This window comes from Enterobacter cloacae complex sp. CARB60 (genome assembly GCF_036487345.1).
In the GTDB taxonomy this organism is placed as follows: Bacteria; Pseudomonadota; Gammaproteobacteria; order Enterobacterales; family Enterobacteriaceae; genus Enterobacter; species Enterobacter asburiae_D.
The window spans coordinates 4,522,737-4,545,654 of the sequence record NZ_JAZKLC010000002.1; the positions used below are offsets into that span (position 1 = coordinate 4,522,737).

Below are 22,918 nucleotides of genomic sequence, written 5' to 3' on the forward strand. Positions count from 1 at the left end.
CCGGGTAAGCGAAGCGCCACCCGGCGAATAAGTGAGATGAAGATGAGTGAAAAAGAGCCCTTCTGGCTGGGTATCGATTGTGGCGGTACTTATCTGAAAGCCGGTTTATACAACAGCCAGGGTAAGGAAGTCTGTATCGAACGTCGCTCGGTTGCCACGCTCAGCCCGCGCGCAGGCTATGCGGAGCGGGATATGCCCCAGCTCTGGCAGCACTGCCACGCAACCATCGCCGCGTTGCTTAAGAATTCAGGCGTAAACGGCAACCAGATTAAAGGGGTCGGCATTTCTGCACAGGGCAAGGGACTGTTTCTGCTCGATAAACAGGACCAACCGCTGGGCAACGCCATACTCTCCTCTGACCGCCGGGCGCTGGACATTGTGCAGCGCTGGCAGCAGGACGGCATTCCCGCAAAGCTTTATCCGCATACGCGCCAGACGCTGTGGACCGGGCACCCGGCCTCGCTCCTGCGCTGGGTGAAAGAGAACGAGCCGCAGCGGTACCAGCAGATTGGCAGCGTGATGATGGCGCACGACTATCTGCGCTGGTGTCTGACCGGCGTGAAGGGCTGCGAGGAGAGCAATATCTCCGAGTCCAATCTCTACAACATGAATACCGGGAAATACGACCCACAGCTTACGCGCTGGCTCGGTATCAGCGAAATTGACGGCGCCCTGCCGCCGATTGTCGGTTCAGCAGAAATTTGCGGGGAAATCACCGCTCAGGCAGCCGCCCTTACCGGTCTCGCGGCGGGTACGCCCGTCGTGGGTGGACTGTTTGATGTGGTTTCCACCGCAGTCTGCGCCGGGCTGCAAGACCAACACACGCTAAATGCCGTGATGGGCACCTGGGCCGTCACCAGCGGGATCGCCAGTGCGCTTCGCGACAACGAACCTTTCCCGTACGTCTATGGCCGTTACGTGCACCCGCAGCAGTACATCGTTCACGAAGCCAGCCCCACCTCGTCCGGCAATCTTGAGTGGCTCACCGCACAGTGGGGCGATATGTCATTCGATGAGATCAACCAGGCTGTTTCCAGCCTGCCGAAAGCGGAAAGCGATCTGTTCTTCCTGCCGTTCCTCTATGGCAGCAACGCCGGGCTGGAGATGACCAGCGGTTTCTACGGCATGCAGGCGCTACACACCCGCGCGCACCTGCTGCAGGCGGTTTACGAAGGCGTGGTGTTCAGCCACATGACCCACCTCAACCGCATGCTCGAACGCTTTACCCAGGTGCAGGCACTGCGCGTGACGGGTGGTCCAACCCATTCGGACGAGTGGATGCAAATGCTCGCCGACGTCAGCGGGCTGGCCATTGAACTGCCGCAGGTGGAAGAGACCGGCTGTTCCGGCGCGGCGCTGGCGGCGATGGTGGGCACCGGTGTGTTCACCGACTTCCACTCAGCGCAGCGCGCGCTCAAACATGACATCCGGGTGATTGAACCGGACATGCGCGCCCATGCGGCCTACCAGCGCAAATATCACCGTTACCAGCTACTGATTTCAGCACTACAGGGCTATCACGCCCGTGTTAAGGAGTACGACCTATGAGCCGACCATTACTGCAGCTGGCGCTCGACCACACTTCACTGCAGGCCGCGCAGCGCGACGTCGCGACGCTTGCAGATCACGTCGATATCGTCGAAGCGGGCACCATTTTGTGCCTGACCGAAGGGCTGAACGCCGTGCGCGCCCTGCGCGAGCAGTGCCCGGATAAAATTATCGTTGCGGACTGGAAAGTGGCCGACGCCGGAGAAACGCTGGCAGAACAGGCGTTTGGCGCGGGCGCGAACTGGATGACCATCATCTGCGCTGCACCGCTGGCCACCGTTGAACGAGGCCACGAGGTGGCACTGCGCTGCGGGGGAGAAATCCAGATAGAACTCTTTGGTAACTGGACGCTGGACGACGCGCGCGCGTGGCATCGCGTCGGCGTGAAGCAGGCAATCTACCATCGCGGGCGCGACGCACAGGCGAGCGGCCAGCAGTGGGGCGAAGCGGATCTCGCGAAAATGAAAGCGCTCTCCGACATCGGTTTACAGCTTTCAATTACCGGCGGCATCACCCCCGCCGATCTGACGCTGTTTAAGCAGATCAACGTTAAAGCCTTTATTGCCGGGCGCGCGCTGGCAGGTGCCGCTAATCCGCCGCAGGTGGCGCAGGCATTCCATTCGCAAATTCGCGACATCTGGGGAGCGTAACCATGCGTCAGCATCCGTTAGGGATTTACGAAAAAGCGCTGCCGAAAGATCTCTCCTGGCCGGAACGCCTGGTACTGGCGAAAAGCTGCGGGTTCGATTTTGTAGAGATGTCGGTTGATGAAACCGACGAGCGATTATCACGCCTCGACTGGAGCACCACGCAGCGCGCTTCGCTGGTTGAAGCGATGCTGGAAACCGGTGTGGCAATCCCCTCCATGTGCTTGTCTGCCCACCGTCGCTTCCCGTTTGGCAGCCGCGATGAAACCGTGCGCGAACGCGCCCGCGAGATCATGACCAAAGCCATCAGGCTGGCGCGTGACTTGGGCATTCGCACCATCCAGCTTGCCGGGTATGACGTCTATTACGAAGAGCACGATGAAGGGACGCAGCAGCGTTTTGCCGACGGGCTGGCGTGGGCGGTAGAGCGGGCCGCCGCCGCGCAGGTGATGCTGGCGGTAGAGATCATGGATACCGCGTTTATGAACTCCATCAGCAAATGGAAAAAGTGGGACGATATGCTCGCCTCGCCGTGGTTCAGCGTTTACCCAGACGTTGGCAACCTGAGCGCGTGGGGCAACGACGTCACCGCCGAGCTGACGCTGGGCATTGACCGCATTGCGGCTATTCACCTGAAAGATACTCAACCCGTCACCGCGCAAAGTCCCGGGCAGTTCCGCGACGTGCCGTTTGGCGAAGGCTGCGTCGATTTTGTCGGCGTATTTAACACGCTGAATAAGCTGAACTATCGCGGCGCGTTTCTGATTGAAATGTGGACTGAAAAAGCAAAAGAGCCGGTGCTGGAAATCATCCAGGCGCGCCGCTGGATTGAAGCCCGTATGCAGGAAGGAGGCATGACATGTTAGAACAACTCAAAGCCGAGGTGCTGGCAGCAAACCTGGCGCTGCCCGCCCACCAGCTGGTGACCTTTACCTGGGGCAACGTCAGCGCGGTTGACCGCAAAAGCGGCATGATGGTGATCAAGCCCTCCGGCGTGGAGTACGACGTGATGACAGTGGAAGATATGGTGGTGGTGAATATCGCCACGGGCCAGGTTGTCGAGGGTAATAAAAAACCCTCATCAGACACGCCCACCCATCTTGCGCTGTACCGTCGCTACCCGGAGATTGGCGGCATCGTGCATACCCATTCTCGCCACGCCACCATCTGGTCGCAGGCGGGGCAGGATTTACCCGCCTGGGGCACAACGCACGCGGACTATTTCTACGGAACCATTCCCTGCACGCGCCTGATGACCACGGCAGAGATTGCCGGAGAATATGAATACCAGACGGGTGAAGTGATCATCAAAACCTTCGAGGAGCGCGATCTCAGCCCGATGCAGATCCCGGCAGTGCTGGTCCACTCCCACGGCCCGTTCGCCTGGGGTAAAGACGCTGCCGATGCGGTCCACAATGCCGTCGTGCTGGAAGAGTGCGCGTACATGGGCCTGTTCTCACGCCAGCTCGCACCGCAGTTACCGGTTATGCAGCAGGAGCTGCTCGACAAGCATTATCTGCGCAAGCACGGGGCGAATGCCTATTACGGCCAGTGATGCTCTTTACAGATCGTAGGCCGGGTAAGGCGAAGCCGCCACCCGGCTTTACCGCATCAGAAACGCCAGGTCAGGCCGGTCATCAGCGCGAAGCTGTCGTCGCGGTCGATCATCGGGCTGTTCTTCACGTCGTCAGGCAACACGGTGTAGACCGCGCTGGCGTTGAGGTACAGCTTCTGGGTTAACTGATATTTAGCCGCCAGGCCGACGTATGGCGACCAGCTGTCACCGGCGGTGTATTGCTCCAGTCCTGAACGGCGAGACTCGCTGCCGGATACGCCGTAGTAGTAGTCGTTATAGCTTTCGTCGCTGTAGAACACACCAACAGAAGGCGTCAGGGTCAGGCGCTCCATTCTGATCGGACGGAAGTACGATACCTCGCCCACCACGCCACCGCTTTCATCCGTGGCATCACCCGAGACCGCCACTTTCAGCGAACCCCAGCTTTCATGGCGGTAGTACGCGCCGCCGAGGAAGGCTGACGCTTTACGCTCATCAAGCTGCTTCATCTGATGGTCATCGTTGTCATCAGGATCGAAATGCAGCGGCATCCACGACGCGGTCAGGCTGAATTCATTTTTTGCGTCTTTCCACAGGATCCACCCGCCGGTGGTCTGGCGAACGTAAAAGCGATCGCCTTCGTAGCTAATTAACGGTACTGCGGTCGTATTTTCGTTATAGCCTTTGTAAGGAGACTCATTAAATACAGCCCCCGCTCCAAGTGAAAAGTCTCCGGCCATTGCTGAGGATGTTGCAAATAACGCGGCAGCGATGAGTAAATTGTATTTAATAGTCATTACATGTAATCCATTAAAATGCCAAACAAGCGAGGCGCATAATAATGGTTACAAATTTGCCAATGCAACGCTGCGGTTTATATAATATTATATATAAAATCATATAGATGGGTGCGCATGATGAATAAATTACAGCTAAAGCCTCGCGAATTAAAAATTATATCCGTCATCGCAGCCACCCACAGCATTGGTGATGCCGCCGCCCTGCTGGGCATGGCGCAGGCCAACGTCAGTAAATATCTGTCTGATTTTGAAACGCGGGTTGGACTAAAGGTTTTTGAACGCACCACGCGGCAACTGGCCCTTACCCAGTTTGGTGAAGCGTTACTCCCTTACGTTAATGCCACGCTGGATAAGAACAGTCAACTCGTTAATTTCATTGCTGATTATAAGCATGAAAAGCGCGGAAGGGTCACAATCTATGCCCCTACAGGTATCGTGACTTATCTCGCGCGCCACGTGATCCATCAGATAGAAGATATCGGTGACATTCGCATCTCCCTGAAAACCTACAACCTGGACCGGAATGAGTTTTCAGAAGGCGTTTCCTTTCCCGATGACTGCGACATTTTAATTACCTATGCGCAACCGAAAGACGAAAGCCTGGTCGCCAGCGTGTTGACAAAATATTCCGTAACGGCGTTCGCAACCGTTGAGTATTTAAATAAACATCCCTTAACGGGACCTGAAGATTTAATTAACCACTCCTGCATTCTCATTGACTCCATGCTGGTCGATGATGCAAACATCTGGCGTTTCCGCGTGCACGGCAGTGATGATGTGCATGACTACCGTGTGACCGGTAATTATATTTGCGACAATACGCAGACGGCCCTGGAGCTGGCAAGAAATAATCTTGGGATTGTTTTTGCACCCAAAGAGAGTCTAAAGAAAGAATTAACAAACGGGATGCTGGTCCCCTGTTTCCCGCATCAGGAAGAGTGGTGGCTCGATCTGACGGCTATCTTCCGCAAACGCGAATACCAGCCCTGGCGGGTGCAATATATTCTGGATGGCGTTCTGAACTGCCTGCGCCAGCAAATTGCTCAGGCCGTCCATGGACGGCCTGAGATGGGTGATTAGAACAGCCCCAGCGGTTTATCGGAGTAGCTGACCAGCAGACATTTGGTCTGCTGGTAATGCTCCAGCATCATCTTATGGGTTTCACGCCCGATGCCCGACTGCTTATAACCGCCAAAGGCCGCGTGCGCCGGATAGGCGTGGTAGCAGTTGGTCCAGACACGCCCGGCCTGAATGCCTCTGCCCATTTTATAGGCCAGATTACCGTTGCGGCTCCAGACGCCTGCTCCCAGGCCATACGGCGTGTCGTTGGCAATCTCCAGCGCCTCCTCCATGGTTTTGAAGGTGGTCACGGCCAGCACCGGTCCGAAAATTTCCTCCTGGAAGACGCGCATGTTGTTCTGACCGAACAGGATCGTCGGCTCAAGGTAATACCCTTCCTGCAGATCCCCTCCCAGCACTTTACGACGACCGCCGGTCAGAATATCCGCCCCTTCTTTCTTGCCGATATCAATGTAGTTGAGGATGGTTTCCAGCTGTCCGTGCGAGACCTGCGCGCCCATCTGCGTGACGTTATCGAGCGGGTTACCGCTGCGGATAGACTCAACGCGGCGAATGGCCCGCTCCATAAAGCGCTCATAGATGGACTCCTGCACCAGCGCGCGGCTTGGGCAGGTGCAAACTTCCCCCTGGTTAAACGCAAACAGCGCAAACCCTTCCAGGGCTTTATCGAAGAAGGCATCCTCTTCCTCCATCACGTCCGCGAAGAAGATGTTCGGGGATTTCCCGCCCAGCTCCAGGGTCACCGGAATAATGTTCTGCGTGGCGTACTGCATGATCTGCTGGCCCACTTCCGTCGACCCGGTAAACGCCACTTTGGCGATCCGTTTCGAGGTAGCAAGATATTCTCCTATCTCACCGCCCGCACCGTTGACCACGTTAATCACGCCCGGCGGCAGAAGATCGCCAACGATTTCCATCAGCAGCAGCACCGAGAGCGGGGTCAGACGCGCCGGTTTCAGCACAATGCAGTTCCCGGCCGCCAGCGCGGGCGCCATTTTCCAGCTCGCCATCAGCAGCGGGAAGTTCCACGGAATGATTTGCCCGACGACGCCCAGCGGTTCGTGGAAGTGATACGCCACGGTGTCGCTGTCTACCTCGCTTATTCCGCCCTCCTGGGCGCGAATACAGGAGGCAAAATAGCGGAAATGGTCGATGGCCAGCGGCACGTCTGCCGCCATCGTTTCCCGGATCGGCTTGCCGTTATCCCAGGTTTCCGCCGTCGCCAGCAGCTCCAGATTCTGCTCCATCCGGTCGGCGATTTTGAACAAAATGGCCGCGCGGTCCTGAACGGAGGTATGGCCCCATTTATCTTTCGCTTTGTGCGCCGCATCCAGCGCCAGATCGATATCGCGCTTGCCGGAGCTGGCTATCTCGCACAGCGGCTGGCCGGTAACGGGGGTCAGGTTGGAATAGTATTCGCCGTCGACGGGAGCAACCCAGTCGCCGCCAATGAAGTTGTCATAACGAGGCTTCAGCTTGAGGGGAAAACCATACTCGCCGGGCTGGATACGCGATGAGGGAGGATTGTTTGTCATGACCGTCTCCTTGCTGTTGGTGTACAACAAGGGTAGTTCCGGCTGGCGATTTTCTCGCCAACCGGTAACGGCGTTTACGACGGGGGTCACATCGCGGCGCGATAAATCGCCACTATCTCATCATGGGTAGCCTGAACGGGATTGGTGAACCCGCAAGCATCCTTCAAAGCATTGGTCGCAAGAACCGGAATATCTTTCTCTTTGACGTTCAGTTCACGGAGGCCGGACGGGATATTCACTTTACGAGCCAGGGCGCGAATTTCCACGATGCACGCCTGTGCACCCTGCTCATCAGTCATCTTGCTAACATCTACGCCCATGGCTTCCGCACAGTCGCGCAAACGGGCTGCCGCCACTTTACTGTTAAACACCTGAACGTGCGGCAGCAGTACCGCATTACATACGCCGTGTGGAAGGTCGTAAAAACCACCCAGCTGATGCGCCATCGCGTGTACGTAGCCTAAGGAAGCGTTGTTAAACGCCATGCCAGCGAGGAATTGTGCATAGGCCATCGCCTCGCGAGCCCGCGCATTACTGCCTTCTTCAACAGCATGCACCAGATTTTCGCTGATCATCGTCACTGCTTTAAGGGCACAGGCATCCGTAATAGGCGTGGCTGCCACGGAAACATAGGCTTCAATCGCGTGGGTCAGGGCATCCATGCCGGTTGCCGCCGTTAGCGATGCAGGCATCCCTGCCATTAGAGAAGAATCGTTGACGGACAGAACCGGTGTGACATGTTTATCTACAATAGCCATTTTAATATGGCGCGCCTCATCGGTAATAATACAGAAGCGTGTCATTTCAGAGGCTGTACCGGCGGTGGTATTAATGGCAATCATTGGCAATTGCGGTTTTGCCGAGCGATCAACACCCTCATAGTCACGGATATCGCCGCCATTAGCGGCCACCAGTGCAATACCTTTTGCACAGTCATGTGGCGACCCGCCGCCCAGTGATATAACGCAGTCACAGTGGTTGCTCTTTAATATTTCCAGACCAGCAGCAACGTTTGCCGTTGTTGGATTCGGATGTGTGCCATCGTAGACCACACTGGAAATATCGCGCTCCTTAAGCGCGTTTTGGATATCAGTAACCATACCCAGTTTGCTCAGCATCGCGTCGGTGACAATCAGCGCGCGGCGCCATCCGTAGTCGCGCATGGTATCCATCGCGGAGGATAATGAATCAGAACCAATAATATTCACGGAAGGAATATAAAATACGGATGCAGCCATAATAAATCCTCAAAGAGATATAAACTATCGGCAGCATACGGAAAATATTATTTTAAAAATATGATCAAAAACCTGTTTTTGCGTACACTCTCGCAGGTTTAAAAAATTAAATCTGCGAAAGTGTTAATTAATATATAAATCTATTCCAATCGATTCTTATTCTGTATCAATCCCGGTTTTCGTTTCAGGAAATAATAATGAATCGCGCAATAAATGATCGTTACCGCGACGGCGGGTAAATCCAATCCGATTAAAATATTCCAGAATTTGAATCGCCAGCTTGCGGCCCACGTTCAGCCGGTCGCGGAAATCGGCTGCGCAGGTTGAGCCTCTTTCCTGATCCAGCTCGCGGATCAGGTTGGCAAACGCCACAATGCGATCGTTACGGTAATAACGATCTTTCACGATCGCGACTATTAGCCCCTGCTGCGCCGCATGGCGCAATACCTGACGCATTACCTGCTCGTCGGTGCTCGTTTCGCGGGCCAGATCGCGAACCCACCACGGCTCATCGCCAAACAGCGAGGCCACTTTTTGCCATACTGCTTCTTGCTCTGCGGTGAACCCGGCCTTGTGATCCGGCAGATGCAGCCAGCCGTGGTGGCTTTTGATCGCCCCGCTTTCGCGCATGTTTTCAATCAGCAGCAGCACCAGCGCATCGTCTTCCATCGGCAGCGCCATGCGTCGCAGGCGCTCGCGGCCCGGGCCTGGCTCATCCTGATGCTGCTCATGGTACGTCGCCAGCGTGTTCAGTATCTTACGCTGCCAGCGTGCAGCAACCGGAGCATTAAGCAGGCTATTTCCAGCCTGAATAAAGCCCGGCTGATGGGTCAGCTGGCGTAAGCCTTCCTCGCTCAGCTGGCGTGCCCATGCAAAATCACTCAGGCTCACCGCACCGCGATCGAGATGCACCCGCAGCGCGGCGCTATCATCGCTAGCCTGCGCCAGCGCTGCCAGCCACTGCAGATATTCAGGTTTACGCTTGCCGCGTCGCGGTGGATTCAGCGCGACGACCCGAGCCCCGGCCAGCGTTTCCCGCGCGGAAATATCACGCAGTACCAGACGATCGTTGTCTGCAAGCCAGAGCGGTGAATCGAATACCAGTTCAGCAAGGTCGTTTTCCAGCAGCGACACGCGCCCGGTGATATGGCTGGCCGCGTGGTGAATATGCAGCGGCTGCCATTGGGTCAGAGGCACGTTTGTCCGCAGAGAGACAATGACGCGTTCAGACGGTTCTGGTGGGGCATCGGCCAGCAGCCAGTCGCCGCGGTTAAGCTGCTCTTTTTCCGCATCCCCGGCAATGTTCAGCGCAATCCGCTGCCCGGCATGAGCGCACTCTGCGGGCTGGTTTTGTGCATGTAAGCCGCGCACGCGCATCGGCTTGTTAACGCCCGTCAGCCACAGGCTATCCCCCACTTTTACTTCACCGCTCAGCGCCGTACCGGTAACCACCAGGCCCGCGCCTTTGACGGTAAACGCCCGGTCAATGGCCAGACGGAAGCGGTGATGGCTGGCGTGGTCACGCGACGAAAGTTGCCGTAAGTGGTGGCGAAGTTCATCGATACCGCGCCCTTCTGTCGCCACGGTGACAAAAAGCGGAGCATCATCAAAACCATATTCCCGCAGGGTCGCCTGTACCGTTTCGCGCACCTCGCTGACGCGTGCGTCATCCACGCGATCGGCTTTGGTCAGCGCCACGGTCAGCTGCGGGTTGCCAGTCAGCTGCAGGATCGCCAGGTGCTCACGGGTTTGTGCCATAACGCCATCATCGCAGGCCACCACCAGCAGGGCATGATCGATGCCCCCCACGCCCGCCAGCATATTAGACAGAAACTTTTCATGCCCCGGAACATCTATAAAACCCAGTACGCGGCCATCAGGCTGGGGCCAGTAGGCATAGCCCAGATCGATGGTCATGCCGCGCTTTTTCTCTTCCGGCAGGCGGTCGGCGTTTATACCGGTAATCGCCTGCAGTAACGTGGTTTTTCCGTGGTCGACATGACCGGCGGTGGCAATAATCATTTCAACAACATCTCCAGAAATCGCTCTTCATCTTCAAGGCAGCGCAGATCCAGCCACATTCGGCCATCGTAAATCCGCCCGATAACCGGCGCAGGCAGGCCACGCCAGCGCGAAGACAGGGCTTCAAGGTGGCTGCCGCGCCCGTCGCGCGGGGTGAACGTGAGCGCTTCACTCGGCAGCCTGTCCACCGGCAGCGAACCGCTGCCAATCTGCGACTGGCAGGGTTCAATGCGAACGTCAAAATCGGGGTAGTGTGGGGCAATGCGCGGCAGCAGTAATTCGGCCTGGGCGCGAATCGAGGCGGCATCGCGGCTTAACAAACGCAGCGTGGGCAGGCGATCGGCCAGTTTCTCCGGGTGGAGATAGAGCCGCAGCGTCGCGTCCAGCGCGGCAAGCGTCATTTTATCGGCTCGAAGGGCGCGCTTGAGCGGATGCTGCTGCAGCTTCGCAATCAGCTCGCGCTTGCCGACGATAATCCCGGCCTGCGGCCCGCCCAGCAGCTTGTCGCCGGAAAAGCTGACCAGGCTAACGCCCGCGGCAATCATCTCTTGCGGCATCGGCTCTTTCGGCAGCCCGTACAGGCTCAGATCCACCAGCGAGCCGCTGCCGAGATCGGCAATCACCGGTATATTCAGTTCGCGCCCCATCGCGGCCAGCTCCGCCTCTTCAACCGTTTTGGTGAAGCCTTCAATGTGGTAATTGCTGGTGTGAACCTTCATCATCAGGCCGGTATTTTCATTCACCGCCGCGCGATAATCTTTCGCATGGGTGCGGTTGGTGGTGCCCACTTCATGTAGCATGCAGCCCGCCTGGCGCATCACGTCCGGAATGCGAAACGCCCCGCCAATCTCCACCAGCTCGCCGCGGGACACCACCACCTCTTTGCCGCTGGCGGTGGCCGCCAGCATCAACAGTACCGCTGCGGCGTTGTTATTCACAATGCAGGCATCTTCCGCGCCGGTCAGCTGGCACAGCAGGTCCGCCAGCGCCCGGTCACGATGCCCGCGTCCGGCGCCGTCCAGATCGTACTCCAGCGTCACGGGGGCTCGCATGGCCTGTGCGACCGCCGCAATAGCCTCTTCCGCCTGCTGCGCGCGGCCCAGGTTGGTATGCAGCACGGTACCGGTCAGGTTAATCACCGGGCGTAATGCGCTTTGCGCTTTCTCGTCCAGCCGGTATTCAACTTCCTGCTCCCACGCCGTGCACCAGTCGGGCAAGGCGTTTTCTGCCTGAATAGCGCATCGGGCTTCGTCCTGAAGCAGGCGTAACATCTCCACCGTCGCGGTATGGCCGAAGCGCTCAACAACAGCATGCATGCGGGGCTCGCGAAGGAGACGGTCGGTAGCGGGGATCTGGCTGTACAGCGAATGATGAGTAGTCATGAAAGCGCCTGGCGAGTAAATATCTTCCCCCCTCCCGACGGGAGAGGGAGTTAACATGTGGAGGGATTGTACCGCCTCCGACGCCGAAGTGTTATAACCCGCGTCAAGCCTTTGGCGGTTCGGTCCGGGCAAAGCTCTCGCGGCTAAAAAGCGTGTCTGCCAGTTTCACCAGCAGCGGACGGTCGACGCACCAGCCAGGTGAAACGCGGCGGAAGTTGAGATAGCCGATGGCGCAGGCGATGGCGATGGTTGCCAGGTTCAGGCTGTCGGCTTGAATCTTTCCCTCCTGGATTAGCTGTTCGCACCTGTCCAGGCTGCGGCTGATTTTTTCCCGCTGGCGTAACAGCTCCGTTTCCGACTGCTGGGCGGCGGGCCTTGCCTGTTCACGCACGGAGGTTAACGCCGCATCCATAATGCCATCGGCCAGGGCTTCGATTTGCTTCACTGCCAATGCCGCTTTTGGGTCAGCCGGCAGCATTGCCGGGGCAACGCCCAGCTGCTCGATATACTCCGCAATAATCGGGGAATCGAACCAGTATTCGCCCTCGTCCGTCACCAGCGCCGGAACTTTCCCCAGCGGGTTGTACTGCGCGACGCCGTTTTCAGCGTTGTAGGGCTGTTCATTGATGAATTCAAACTCAATCCCTTTCTCCAGCAGGAGAATCGAGATCTTTCGCACGAAGGGACTGGTGTAGCTACCGATGAGTTTCATTGCCTGATCCTTGATGCCGGAAAAAGGTCAGTATGGATCAAGCGATGAAAAAAGGGCAGGTATGCGTGTCGCATTCCTGCCCTGGAAGGATTAGTGATCGAGGTAGAGGTAGTGCATCCAGCTGGTCATACGGAGCAGCACTTTACGCATCACCGAGACGTGGGCGAAATGGTCCGAGTAGACCGCCACCTGGGCATAGATACCGTCTGGCAGCGCTTCGACTTCCGCATTCGGATCCAGTTCGATAGTGCCCAACACGCCATCCGTTCCGGGCACGACCGTCAGCGACTGCAGCGCACCCTGCGCCTGATAGGTTCCCCCCGGCACCACCGGCAGGATCGCGGTGAGCTTCCCGGAGAACACCTGGCCCGGCAGCGCGTTAAACACCACTTCCGCTTCATCACCCGGCTTCAGACGCAGCAGCGAGTTCTGACGGAACTGGGCCACGATCAGACGCTTCTGTTCAGGAATAAAGACCATCACCGGGCGCAGAGGCAGCGCGGCGGCATACGTTCCCGGACGGATCAGCACCTGGGTGATGTAGCCATCGCTTGGCGCACGTACCACGGTCTGATCCAGGTTGTATTTGGCTTCGGCAAGCTGAGCGCGTAAGGAGGCAATCTGCGACTGCTCGCCATTCACCATGCTGTCCAACTGGCTTTGAATCTGCGTCTGTTCAGCAACGGAGCCTTTTACCAGCGCATCCTGCGCGAGATAGTTCTGCCGCGCGTTGTCGATATCGCTTTCAGAGAACGGATTCACCTTCGCCTGGCTGCCTTTCAGGTAGCGCTGATAATCTTTATACAGGCGGTCACGCTCTGCGGAGACGCGCGTCGTATTGGCGACGGCCTCCACCAGCTGCGCTTTCAGATTGTCGATATTGTGCGTCGCGGTCACCAGGTCTGCCTGGAGTCTGTCGACGCGCGCCTGGTAGCGGCCTGGATCAAGTTTAAATAACACTTCGCCTTTTTTAATGAGCTGGTTATTTTTATCGGTCACTTCACTGACCACCCCGGTAACCTGCGGCGTAATCGGAATAGAAATAACCGCTTTTTGCGCAGTAAAAGTATACGGGTGGTTATAATTCATTAACAGAATAAGACCGGCAACAATAAACACCCCGCCTAATGTCGCGGTGGCAAGCGTCCACTGGTTTACCGGAATACGGAATATTTTAAAAATCACCCAGGCAAATGCCACATAGGTCAAAATAATTAACAGATCCATGATTAGCGCTCCAGCGTGTTCTTATCAGCAGCAGGCTTTACCGCGGCCAGCTTTTGTTCGAGTTCCGCCACGCGTTTGGCGAGCGCATCCATGCCCGGCACCTCATCAGGCTTTGTGATGTGGTTCTGCATACCCCAGCCGCGATCTTCACGGTACAGCGTGGCCCAAATCCACAGGAACGGCCAGATGGCATGGAGCGTAAACAGGCTAATCCAGCCTGCCGTGTGAATCGCATCGGCATGGGGATGGTTACGCTTTTTGGCCATATTATAAGGGATATCATGAATGGCGATGATTCCGTAAAAGAGAACCAGAAATACAAAAATCAATACGCCCAGCGCAAAATAGTTGAGAAACATATTCTCCTCACTTAAACAACGTCAACTCATTAAATTAATATAACGGTATGCAACCTAATTAATTTTTATAAGCACGGGGTTGTGCTTACTATTTACGAGCCGGGGAGTATGGGTTTTTATAATATCTCCATGCAAGTTTATAAGCGTGTCAAAATATATCCTGAATAATAATAGACTTAACCTTACAATATAAGCGTAATCCACCTTTTAACTTTTCGCCATACCACACATCAAAAGTGGTTTTTTAGCTTAACGTGTCGTGCTAGGTCATCCTGACGCCGAATTACCAGGCAGAGTTTGCCGCCGATCGCAGCAGGAGAAATCTGCATAAAAATATTTTGTGAAATCAGTCACAATCCGGAAACAAACACACAAAACCAAAACGTGAACACCATCACAGAAAAGGGTGGTTTTTGCTTTATTTCTCGCCATCGTATTTTTTTTGTCCATCCGTTTTGTGATTCAGATCACCTCATTGATATCCACACCCCCTACATTTACGTGATGCACATCACACAAATTTCCACTGTCTGGACAGTTGAACGATTCAGTGCCAGATTTCACAGCATCAGAACAGGGTCCGGCTACCTCTGCCGCCTCATTAACAATAAACCTCGGGCCGCAAGCCTAAGCGCAAACAGAAGAAGGGGTGTTTTATGTCATCCGATTTCAAGATCAAAGTTCAAAGCTTTGGTCGTTTCCTCAGCAACATGGTGATGCCAAATATCGGCGCGTTTATCGCGTGGGGTATCATCACTGCATTGTTCATTCCGACAGGGTGGTTGCCTAACGAAACGCTGGCGAAACTTGTTGGCCCAATGATTACCTATCTGCTGCCGCTGCTCATCGGTTTCACCGGTGGTCGTCTGGTGGGCGGTGACCGTGGTGGCGTAGTGGGTGCCATCACGACCATGGGTGTTATCGTCGGCGCGGATATGCCGATGTTCCTCGGTGCAATGATTGCCGGTCCTCTGGGCGGCTGGGCGATTAAGAAATTCGACGTCTGGGTTGATGGTAAGATCAAATCCGGCTTCGAAATGCTGGTGAACAACTTCTCTGCGGGCATCATCGGGATGATCCTCGCGATTCTGGCGTTCATGGGCATTGGCCCTGCGGTTGAAGTGCTGTCCAAAATTCTGGCGGCAGGCGTTAACTTCATGGTGGCGCACGACATGCTGCCGCTGGCGTCTATCTTCGTAGAACCGGCGAAAATCCTGTTCCTGAACAACGCCATCAACCACGGTATCTTCTCGCCGCTGGGTATTCAGCAGTCTCACGATCTCGGCAAGTCCATCTTCTTCCTGATTGAAGCGAACCCGGGTCCGGGTATGGGCGTTCTGCTGGCGTACATGTTCTTTGGTCGCGGCAGCGCTAAGCAGTCTGCTGGCGGTGCGGCAATCATTCACTTCCTGGGCGGTATTCACGAAATTTACTTCCCGTACGTGCTGATGAACCCGCGTCTGATCCTGGCCGTTATCCTCGGCGGTATGACCGGCGTGTTCACTCTGAGCGTGCTGGGCGGCGGTCTGGTTTCTCCTGCTTCTCCGGGTTCTATCCTGGCGGTACTGGCAATGACGCCAAAAGGGGCGTACTTCGCGAACATCGCGGCGATCTGTGCGGCGATGGCGGTCTCCTTCGTGGTCTCTTCTATCCTGCTGAAAACCAGCAAAGTGAAAGAAGACGACGATATTGAAGCGGCGACCCGTCGTATGCACGACATGAAAGCCGAATCCAAAGGCGCAACCCCACTGACCGCGGGCGATGTCTCTAACGACCTGAGCCACGTGCGTAAAATCATCGTTGCCTGCGACGCCGGTATGGGTTCCAGCGCAATGGGTGCAGGCGTGCTGCGTAAGAAAGTGCAGGATGCGGGCCTGACCAACATCTCCGTGACCAACAGCGCCATTAACAGCCTGCCGCCGGACGTTGACCTGGTCATCACGCACCGCGACCTGACCGAACGCGCCATGCGCCAGGTACCGCAGGCACAGCACATCTCGCTGACCAACTTCCTCGACAGCGGCCTGTACACCAGCCTGACCGAACGTCTAGTTGCGGCGCAGCGTCACGAAGACAACGAAGTGAAAGTGCGCTCCAGCCTGCAGGACAGCTTTGACGAGAGCAACGCCCACCTGTTCAAACTGGGTGCGGAAAACATCTTCCTCGGTCGTACAGCGGCAACCAAAGAAGAAGCGATTCGCTTTGCCGGTGAGCAGTTGGTGAAAGGCGGCTACGTTCAGCCTGAATACGTTGACGCGATGCTGGAACGCGAAAAACTGACGCCAACCTACCTGGGCGAATCCATCGCGGTGCCGCACGGTACGGTTGAAGCGAAGGATCGCGTCCTGAAAACCGGCGTCGTATTCTGTCAGTATCCGCAGGGCGTGCGCTTCGGTGAAGAAGAAGACGACATCGCCCGACTGGTGATTGGTATCGCCGCTCGCAACAACGAGCACATTCAGGTGATTACCAGCCTGACCAACGCGCTGGACGATGAGTCTGTTATCGAGCGTCTGGCACAGACTGAAAGCGTTGAAGAAGTTCTGGCACTGCTCAACAAATAACGGTACTCCTCCCTCTCCCCCATGGGGAGAGGGCTAGGGTGAGGGGAAACGTTCCTCACCCCAGCCCTCTCGGGTAAAAACATTGATGAAGGTTAACACTATGAAAGCATTACATTTTGGCGCAGGTAATATCGGTCGTGGTTTTATCGGTAAACTGCTGGCAGACGCGGGCATTACGCTGACATTCGCCGATGTGAATCAGGTTGTCCTGGATGCCCTGAATGCGCGTCATAGCTATCAGGTACACGTGGTCGGTGAAAACGAGCAGGTTGAGACGGTATCCGGCGTCAACGCGGTCAGCAGCATCGGTGAAGACGTTATCGACCTGATCGCCAGCGTCGATCTGGTTACCACGGCGGTAGGCCCGGTTGTCCTTGAGCGCATTGCTCCTGCGGTCGCGAAAGGCCTGGCAAAACGCAAAGCGCAGGGCATCGACACCCCGCTGAACATCATCGCCTGTGAAAACATGGTGCGCGGCACCACGCAGCTGAAAGGCCACGTTCTTAACGCTGTAGCAGATGAAGACAAAGCCTGGGTTGAAGCGCACGTCGGGTTTGTGGATTCCGCCGTTGACCGTATCGTTCCGCCATCAGAATCTGCCACCAACGACCCGCTGGAAGTGACCGTGGAAACCTTCAGCGAGTGGATCGTGGATAAAACCCAGTTTAAAGGCGCCCTGCCGACCATTCCGGGAATGGAATTAACCGATAACCTGATGGCATTTGTCGAACGCAAACTCTTCACGCTGAACACCGGGCATGCTATAACCGCGTACCTCGGAAAATTGGCCGGTCATCAGACCATTCGTGACGCTATCCTCGATGAGAAGATCCGCGCGGTGGTAAAAGGGGCAATGGAAGAGAGCGGCGCGGTGCTGATCAAACGCTACGGTTTTGATGCTGATAAACACGCAGCATACATCCAGAAAATCCTCGGTCGCTTTGAAAACCCGTATCTGAAAGATGACGTTGAGCGCGTGGGCCGTCAGCCTCTGCGCAAACTGAGCGCGGGCGATCGCCTGATTAAGCCGCTGCTGGGCACGCTGGAATACGGCCTGCCGCACGCCAACCTGGTGAAAGGGATTGCCGCTGCGATGCATTACCGCAGCGAGCAGGACCCGCAGGCGCAGGAACTGGCTCAGCTGATTGATAACAAAGGCGCACAGGCTGCGCTGGCGCAGATTTCCGGTCTGGACGCCAACAGCGACGTGGTTGTGGAGGCGGTTAACGCATACAACGCAACCAAATGATGCACAGTGAGGCGCAGGTTAACCTGCGCCCAGATAATAGATTGTCAGATATGCAGGCAATAATGGAACAAACCCAGGCCTTTGAAAATCGTGTGCTTGAGCGTCTGAATGCTGGCAAAACCGTACGAAGTTTCCTGATTGCCGCCGTCGAGCTGTTAACCGAGGCGGTAAATATCCTGGTGCTTCAGGTGTTTCGCAAAGACGACTACGCGGTAAAATATGCTGTAGAACCGTTACTGGACGGAGACGGACCGCTGGGCGATTTATCCGTGCGTCTGAAGCTGATTTATGGTCTTGGCGTGCTGAACCGGCAAGAGTATGAAGATGCGGAGCTGTTAATGGCGCTGCGCGAAGAACTCAATCATGACGGTAATGAGTACACCTTTACCGATGATGAGATCCTGGGGCCCTTCGGCGAGCTGCACTGCGTCACCGCGCTGCCCCCAGCCCCCCATTTTGATAACAGCGACCCTGAGCTCTACGCGATGCAAAAGCTGCGTTATCAACAGGTTGTCCGTTCCACGATGGTTCTCTCCCTGACTGAGCTGATTTCCCGAATCAGCTTAAAAAAAGCGTTTCAGAAGTAAGCCTGCTCACATTGGTGTATCCTTCCCTGTAAATTCCCCGTATTCAGAGTTATTTGTCATGAAAGAAGTCGAAAAGAACGAAATTAAACGCCTGAGCGACCGCCTGGACCTGATCCGCCACCAGATGGCTGGCCTGTCCCTGGTCGATTCCGCCGAGAAGTACGCCGAGCTGGAAAAAGAAGCCGCCACGCTGGAAACAGAAATCGAGCGCCTGCGCGAAGTGAAAGGTCAGAAGCTGAGCAAAGAAGCGCAGAAGCTGATGGACATGCCGCACCGCCGTGCGATCACCAAAAAAGAACAGGCCGATATGGGCAAGCTGAAGAAAAGCGTCCGTGGTCTGGTGGTCGTGCACCCGATGACCGAACTTGGCCGCGAAATGGGCCTGAAAGAGATGACGGGCTTTTGTAAGACGGCGTTCTGATTTCATGCCGGGTGGCGCTGCGCTTACCCGGCCTACTCTTTTCCCCTTCGCGTGAATTGGTCCAACCAATAGCGCAATCAATCCTCCCCCGGTTCACAATTCCATTATTTCCGCTCACAAAACCATTGCTAGCTCATAACATCTGGTTAACCATTCATTGTCATTAACCCTACAACACAACATTGGCAGGACCACTTTTACACAACCTGTGACGCAGAGTTGAGCGGAGACTCACCCGCAGCGCAGGCTGTCTGGTCCCCAGGAGACCTGCATGAGCCTCTGGCAACAAAACTACGACCCGGCCGGAAATATCTGGCTGTCGAGCCTGATCGCATCGCTTCCGATCCTGTTCTTCTTCTTTGCGCTGATTAAGCTCAAGCTGAAGGGCTACCTCGCCGCGACGTATACCGTTGCTATCGCCCTGATGGTGGCGCTGTTCTTCTATAAAATGCCGGTCGATCGCGCGCTGGCATCCGTCGTCTACGGTTTCTTCTACGGCCTGTGGCCGATTGCGTGGATCATCATCGCGGCGGTCTTTGTCTATAAAATCTCGGTGAAAACCGGGCAGTTCGACATTATCCGCTCGTCAATTCTCTCCATCACGCCGGACCAGCGCCTGCAGATGCTGATTGTCGGCTTCTCCTTCGGGGCGTTTCTGGAAGGTGCGGCCGGCTTTGGCGCACCGGTGGCGATCACCGCCGCGCTGCTGGTGGGTCTGGGCTTTAACCCGCTCTATGCCGCAGGCCTGTGCCTGATTGTGAACACCGCGCCGGTGGCGTTTGGCGCGATGGGCATTCCGATTCTGGTGGCCGGACAGGTCACCGGGCTGGACAGCTTTGAGATCGGCCAGATGGTTGGCCGCCAGCTGCCCTTCCTGACCATTATCGTCCTGTTCTGGATCATGGCGATTATGGACGGCTGGCGCGGCGTGAAGGAGACCTGGCCTGCGGTGATGGTGGCGGGCGGTTCGTTCGCCATTGCCCAGTACCTCAGCTCCAACTTCCTCGGCCCGGAGCTGCCGGACATCATCTCTTCGCTGGTGTCGCTGGTCTGTCTGACGCTGTTCCTGAAGCGCTGGCAGCCGGTACGTATTTTCCGCTTTGCCGACATGGGCGCCTCGCAGGTTGATCAAACCCTGGCCCGTACAGGCTATACCGCGGGACAGGTGATCCGCGCCTGGTCGCCGTTCCTGTTCCTGACCGCAACGGTCACCCTGTGGAGCATCCCGCCGTTTAAAGCCCTGTTCGCGCCGGGCGGGGCGCTGTACGACATGGTGATTAATATTTCCGTACCGTTCCTCGACAAGATGGTCGCCCGTATGCCGCCGGTGGTGCACGCCGCCACGCCGTATGCCGCGGTCTATAAATTCGACTGGTTCTCCGCTACCGGTACCGCCATCCTGTTTGCCGCTATCCTTTCCGTGGTGTGGCTGCGCATGAAGCCTGCGGCCGCGGTGCAGACCTTTGCGGCGACCATTAAAGAGCTGATGCTGCCGATTTACTCCATCGGCATGGTGCTGGCGTTCGCGTTTATCTCGAACTACTCCGGCCTGTCATCGACGCTGGCACTGGCGCTGGCCCATACCAGCCACGCCTTCACCTTCTTCTCGCCGTTCCTCGGCTGGCTGGGGGTGTTCCTGACCGGTTCCGATACCTCGTCTAACGCCCTGTTTGCCGCGCTGCAGGCAACGGCAGCCCAGCAGATTGGCGTGTCGGACGTCCTGCTTGTGGCCGCGAATACCACCGGCGGCGTGACCGGGAAAATGATCTCTCCACAATCCATCGCCATTGCCTGTGCGGCGGTGGGACTGGTCGGTAAAGAGTCGGATCTGTTCCGCTTTACCGTGAAACACAGCCTGATATTCACCTGCATGGTGGGGGTGATCACTACCCTGCAGGCCTATGTCTTAACCTGGATGATCCCATGATAGTGATGCCCAGACGCCTGTCCGACGAGATTGCCTCTCGCGTGCGGGCGCTGATTGAAGAACAACAGCTGGAAGCGGGCATGAAGCTGCCCGCCGAACGCCAGCTCGCCGCCCAGCTTGGCGTGTCGCGCAATTCACTGCGCGAGGCGCTGGCGACGCTGGTCAGCGAAGGGGTGCTGCTGAGCCGTCGCGGCGGCGGCACCTTTGTGCGCTGGCAGCATGACGACTGGTCCGAGCAAAACATCGTTCAGCCGCTGAAGACGCTGATGGAGAACGACCCGGACTACAGCTTCGACATCCTTGAAGCGCGTCACGCCATCGAAACCAGTACCGCCTGGCACGCGGCCATGCGGGCAACCGACGCCGACAAAGAGAAACTCATCGCCTGCTTTGAGGCCACGCAGAGCAGCGACCCGGATATTGCCTCTCAGGCGGACGTGCGTTTTCACCTGGCGATTGCCGAGGCGTCGCACAATGTGGTGCTGCTCCAGACCATGCGCGGGTTCTTCGACCTGCTGCAATCCTCCGTTAAACAGAGCCGCCAGCGCATGTATCTGGTTCCGCCGGTGTTTGCCCAACTGACCGAACAGCACGAGGCGGTGCTCAAGGCCATTCTGGCCGGTGATGCCGAGGCCGCACGCAAAGCGATGATGGCGCATCTCGGCTTCGTGCACACCACCATTAAACGATTCGATGAAGACCAGGCCCGACAGGCGCGTATTACCCGTCTGCCTGGCGACAGTGATATTTCCAGGGAGAACAAAGCATGATTATTTCAGCAGCCAGTGACTATCGCGCCGCGGCGCAGCGCATTTTGCCCCCGTTCCTGTTCCACTATATCGACGGCGGGGCGTATGCCGAATACACCCTGCGCCGCAACGTGGAAGATCTGTCGGAGGTGGCTCTGCGCCAGCGCGTGCTGAAGAATATGTCTGACCTGAGCCTTGAGACAAAGCTGTTCAACGAAACGCTCTCCATGCCCGTGGCGCTCGCGCCTGTAGGCTTATGCGGGATGTATGCCCGCCGTGGCGAAGTGCAGGCCGCCGCTGCGGCGGATGCCAAAGGCATTCCGTTTACTCTGTCCACCGTGTCCGTCTGCCCGATTGAAGAGGTCGCCCCGACCATCAAGCGCCCAATGTGGTTCCAGCTGTACGTCCTGCGGGATCGCGGCTTTATGCGTAACGCGCTCGAGCGCGCGAAAGCGGCGGGCTGCTCCACGCTGGTCTTTACCGTCGATATGCCGACCCCCGGCGCGCGCTATCGTGATGCCCACTCCGGCATGAGCGGCCCGAACGCTGCGCTCCGTCGCTACTGGCAGGCCGTGACCCACCCGCAGTGGGCGTGGGATGTCGGCCTGAACGGTCGGCCTCACGATCTGGGTAATATCTCGGCTTACCTCGGTAAACCGACCGGGCTGGAGGATTACATCGGCTGGCTGGCGAACAACTTCGATCCGTCGATCTCGTGGAAAGACCTGGAGTGGATCCGCGAGTTCTGGGATGGCCCGATGGTGATCAAGGGGATCCTCGATCCGGAAGATGCCCGCGACGCGGTGCGCTTTGGGGCAGACGGGATTGTGGTTTCTAACCACGGCGGACGCCAGCTTGACGGGGTGCTCTCTTCCGCACGCGCCCTGCCGGCCATCGCCGATGCGGTGAAAGGCGATATTGCCATCCTGGCCGACAGCGGCATCCGCAACGGGCTGGACGTGGTGCGTATGATTGCGCTGGGCGCCGACAGCGTACTGCTGGGGCGTGCGTATCTGTATGCGCTGGCGACGGCGGGCCAGGCAGGCGTGGCGAATCTGCTCGACCTGATCGAAAAAGAGATGAAGGTGGCGATGACGCTGACCGGTGCGAAAACGATCGGTGAAATCAGCAAAGACTCCCTGGTGCAGGAGTTAAGCAAATTACCGGCGGCGCTGGCTCCCCTTGCTCAGGGAAACGCGGCCTGACCTTCTCCGGTTAACCCCCCTTTCTCATGCGCCCGATTTCCCCCTCGGGCGCTTTTTTATGCCAAAAATAACATCCAGATAACATATTGGATAAGAAAATTTGACATCCAC

20 protein-coding genes are annotated in these 22,918 nt (G+C 56.8%); 12 read left to right on the forward strand and 8 right to left on the reverse strand.

Features of this window, described 5'->3' with window-relative positions; all coding sequences use genetic code 11:
* Nucleotides 1-42 precede the first annotated feature (42 nt).
* The 4 genes from V4835_RS22750 to araD are packed head-to-tail and all read left to right on the forward strand — an operon-like array spanning nt 43 to nt 3,750.
* A complete protein-coding gene (locus tag V4835_RS22750) occupies nt 43-1,548 on the forward strand; it encodes an FGGY-family carbohydrate kinase (RefSeq protein WP_331413839.1) in 1,506 nt (501 codons plus the stop codon).
* The gene (gene ulaD / locus V4835_RS22755; protein WP_331413840.1) at nt 1,545-2,198 is read left to right on the forward strand and encodes a 3-keto-L-gulonate-6-phosphate decarboxylase UlaD; all 654 of its coding nucleotides are present in this window, start codon (nt 1,545-1,547) and stop codon (nt 2,196-2,198) included. Before V4835_RS22750 ends, ulaD begins: the two co-directional genes overlap by 4 nt.
* A 2-nt stretch (nt 2,199-2,200) precedes the next feature.
* On the forward strand, nt 2,201-3,061 hold the full coding sequence (locus V4835_RS22760; RefSeq protein ID WP_331413841.1) for an L-ribulose-5-phosphate 3-epimerase: 861 nt from the start codon (nt 2,201-2,203) through the stop codon (nt 3,059-3,061).
* Entirely contained in the window at nt 3,055-3,750 is a 696-nt protein-coding gene (araD, locus tag V4835_RS22765) for an L-ribulose-5-phosphate 4-epimerase (protein WP_331413842.1), read from the forward strand. Before V4835_RS22760 ends, araD begins: the two co-directional genes overlap by 7 nt.
* A 56-nt stretch (nt 3,751-3,806) precedes the next feature.
* On the opposite strand, the gene V4835_RS22770 is transcribed toward araD, so the two are convergent.
* A complete protein-coding gene (locus V4835_RS22770) occupies nt 3,807-4,547 on the reverse strand; it encodes a MipA/OmpV family protein (protein WP_331413843.1) in 741 nt (246 codons plus the stop codon).
* 117 nt (nt 4,548-4,664) lie between these two features.
* Between V4835_RS22770 and V4835_RS22775 the strand changes: the two genes are divergently transcribed.
* On the forward strand, nt 4,665-5,630 hold the full coding sequence (locus V4835_RS22775) for a LysR family transcriptional regulator (RefSeq protein WP_331413845.1): 966 nt from the start codon (nt 4,665-4,667) through the stop codon (nt 5,628-5,630).
* On the opposite strand, the gene aldB is transcribed toward V4835_RS22775, so the two are convergent.
* The 7 genes from aldB to V4835_RS22810 all read right to left on the reverse strand — a co-directional run bounded on the left by aldB (nt 5,627) and on the right by V4835_RS22810 (nt 14,105).
* Nucleotides 5,627-7,165 (reverse strand): aldehyde dehydrogenase AldB, encoded by a 1,539-nt coding sequence (gene aldB / locus V4835_RS22780; protein ID WP_023309928.1) that lies wholly within the window; start codon nt 7,163-7,165, stop codon nt 5,627-5,629. The two genes, V4835_RS22775 and aldB, sit on opposite strands and share 4 nt — an antisense overlap.
* A gap of 86 nt (nt 7,166-7,251) precedes the next feature.
* Nucleotides 7,252-8,403, reverse strand: coding sequence for an L-threonine dehydrogenase (yiaY, locus tag V4835_RS22785; RefSeq protein ID WP_331413847.1), 1,152 nt, complete (start codon nt 8,401-8,403; stop codon nt 7,252-7,254).
* Nucleotides 8,404-8,559: 156 nt separating this feature from the next.
* Nucleotides 8,560-10,425: a selenocysteine-specific translation elongation factor gene (gene selB / locus V4835_RS22790; protein ID WP_331413848.1), complete on the reverse strand. Its 1,866-nt coding sequence runs from the start codon at nt 10,423-10,425 to the stop codon at nt 8,560-8,562.
* Nucleotides 10,422-11,807, reverse strand: coding sequence for an L-seryl-tRNA(Sec) selenium transferase (selA, locus tag V4835_RS22795; RefSeq protein ID WP_331413849.1), 1,386 nt, complete (start codon nt 11,805-11,807; stop codon nt 10,422-10,424). Before selA ends, selB begins: the two co-directional genes overlap by 4 nt.
* A gap of 103 nt (nt 11,808-11,910) precedes the next feature.
* A complete protein-coding gene (locus V4835_RS22800) occupies nt 11,911-12,519 on the reverse strand; it encodes a glutathione S-transferase (RefSeq protein ID WP_331413851.1) in 609 nt (202 codons plus the stop codon).
* A 90-nt stretch (nt 12,520-12,609) separates the two neighbouring features.
* Nucleotides 12,610-13,746: an HlyD family secretion protein gene (locus V4835_RS22805; RefSeq protein ID WP_063145479.1), complete on the reverse strand. Its 1,137-nt coding sequence runs from the start codon at nt 13,744-13,746 to the stop codon at nt 12,610-12,612.
* A 2-nt stretch (nt 13,747-13,748) separates the two neighbouring features.
* The gene (locus V4835_RS22810) at nt 13,749-14,105 is read right to left on the reverse strand and encodes a DUF3302 domain-containing protein (protein ID WP_024906600.1); all 357 of its coding nucleotides are present in this window, start codon (nt 14,103-14,105) and stop codon (nt 13,749-13,751) included.
* A 656-nt stretch (nt 14,106-14,761) separates the two neighbouring features.
* Between V4835_RS22810 and V4835_RS22815 the strand changes: the two genes are divergently transcribed.
* The 7 genes from V4835_RS22815 (at nt 14,762) to lldD (ending at nt 22,807) form a co-directional block, all read left to right on the forward strand.
* Nucleotides 14,762-16,669: a PTS mannitol transporter subunit IICBA gene (locus V4835_RS22815; protein WP_063145477.1), complete on the forward strand. Its 1,908-nt coding sequence runs from the start codon at nt 14,762-14,764 to the stop codon at nt 16,667-16,669.
* 100 nt (nt 16,670-16,769) lie between these two features.
* A complete protein-coding gene (mtlD, locus tag V4835_RS22820; RefSeq protein ID WP_196350873.1) occupies nt 16,770-17,918 on the forward strand; it encodes a mannitol-1-phosphate 5-dehydrogenase in 1,149 nt (382 codons plus the stop codon).
* Nucleotides 17,915-18,505: a mannitol operon repressor MtlR gene (gene mtlR / locus V4835_RS22825; protein ID WP_038417732.1), complete on the forward strand. Its 591-nt coding sequence runs from the start codon at nt 17,915-17,917 to the stop codon at nt 18,503-18,505. The genes mtlD and mtlR overlap by 4 nt, the downstream gene beginning before the upstream one ends.
* Before the next feature lie 58 nt (nt 18,506-18,563).
* Complete coding sequence (locus V4835_RS22830) at nt 18,564-18,926, forward strand: YibL family ribosome-associated protein (protein WP_063145475.1); 363 nt, start codon at nt 18,564-18,566, stop codon at nt 18,924-18,926.
* A 271-nt stretch (nt 18,927-19,197) separates the two neighbouring features.
* Complete coding sequence (lldP, locus tag V4835_RS22835) at nt 19,198-20,853, forward strand: L-lactate permease (protein WP_032650757.1); 1,656 nt, start codon at nt 19,198-19,200, stop codon at nt 20,851-20,853.
* Entirely contained in the window at nt 20,850-21,623 is a 774-nt protein-coding gene (gene lldR, locus V4835_RS22840; RefSeq protein WP_121426006.1) for a transcriptional regulator LldR, read from the forward strand. Before lldP ends, lldR begins: the two co-directional genes overlap by 4 nt.
* The gene (gene lldD / locus V4835_RS22845; protein WP_063145473.1) at nt 21,620-22,807 is read left to right on the forward strand and encodes an FMN-dependent L-lactate dehydrogenase LldD; all 1,188 of its coding nucleotides are present in this window, start codon (nt 21,620-21,622) and stop codon (nt 22,805-22,807) included. The genes lldR and lldD overlap by 4 nt, the downstream gene beginning before the upstream one ends.
* Nucleotides 22,808-22,918: the final 111 nt, after the last annotated feature.

Bases quoted from the DNA above. Each gene is read 5' to 3' on its own strand.
- yiaY (WP_331413847.1), bottom strand. From the start codon at position 8,403: ATGGCTGCATCCGTATTTTATATTCCTTCCGTGAATATTATTGGTTCT.
- V4835_RS22750 (WP_331413839.1), top strand. From the start codon at position 43: ATGAGTGAAAAAGAGCCCTTCTGGCTGGGTATCGATTGTGGCGGTACT.
- selB (WP_331413848.1), bottom strand. From the start codon at position 10,425: ATGATTATTGCCACCGCCGGTCATGTCGACCACGGAAAAACCACGTTA.
- V4835_RS22775 (WP_331413845.1), top strand. From the start codon at position 4,665: ATGATGAATAAATTACAGCTAAAGCCTCGCGAATTAAAAATTATATCC.
- mtlR (WP_038417732.1), top strand. From the start codon at position 17,915: ATGATGCACAGTGAGGCGCAGGTTAACCTGCGCCCAGATAATAGATTG.
- selA (WP_331413849.1), bottom strand. From the start codon at position 11,807: ATGACTACTCATCATTCGCTGTACAGCCAGATCCCCGCTACCGACCGT.
- lldR (WP_121426006.1), top strand. From the start codon at position 20,850: ATGATAGTGATGCCCAGACGCCTGTCCGACGAGATTGCCTCTCGCGTG.
- aldB (WP_023309928.1), bottom strand. From the start codon at position 7,165: ATGACAAACAATCCTCCCTCATCGCGTATCCAGCCCGGCGAGTATGGT.
- mtlD (WP_196350873.1), top strand. From the start codon at position 16,770: ATGAAAGCATTACATTTTGGCGCAGGTAATATCGGTCGTGGTTTTATC.
- V4835_RS22830 (WP_063145475.1), top strand. From the start codon at position 18,564: ATGAAAGAAGTCGAAAAGAACGAAATTAAACGCCTGAGCGACCGCCTG.
- araD (WP_331413842.1), top strand. From the start codon at position 3,055: ATGTTAGAACAACTCAAAGCCGAGGTGCTGGCAGCAAACCTGGCGCTG.
- V4835_RS22805 (WP_063145479.1), bottom strand. From the start codon at position 13,746: ATGGATCTGTTAATTATTTTGACCTATGTGGCATTTGCCTGGGTGATT.
- lldP (WP_032650757.1), top strand. From the start codon at position 19,198: ATGAGCCTCTGGCAACAAAACTACGACCCGGCCGGAAATATCTGGCTG.
- V4835_RS22815 (WP_063145477.1), top strand. From the start codon at position 14,762: ATGTCATCCGATTTCAAGATCAAAGTTCAAAGCTTTGGTCGTTTCCTC.
- ulaD (WP_331413840.1), top strand. From the start codon at position 1,545: ATGAGCCGACCATTACTGCAGCTGGCGCTCGACCACACTTCACTGCAG.
- V4835_RS22810 (WP_024906600.1), bottom strand. From the start codon at position 14,105: ATGTTTCTCAACTATTTTGCGCTGGGCGTATTGATTTTTGTATTTCTG.
- V4835_RS22800 (WP_331413851.1), bottom strand. From the start codon at position 12,519: ATGAAACTCATCGGTAGCTACACCAGTCCCTTCGTGCGAAAGATCTCG.
- V4835_RS22770 (WP_331413843.1), bottom strand. From the start codon at position 4,547: ATGACTATTAAATACAATTTACTCATCGCTGCCGCGTTATTTGCAACA.
- V4835_RS22760 (WP_331413841.1), top strand. From the start codon at position 2,201: ATGCGTCAGCATCCGTTAGGGATTTACGAAAAAGCGCTGCCGAAAGAT.
- lldD (WP_063145473.1), top strand. From the start codon at position 21,620: ATGATTATTTCAGCAGCCAGTGACTATCGCGCCGCGGCGCAGCGCATT.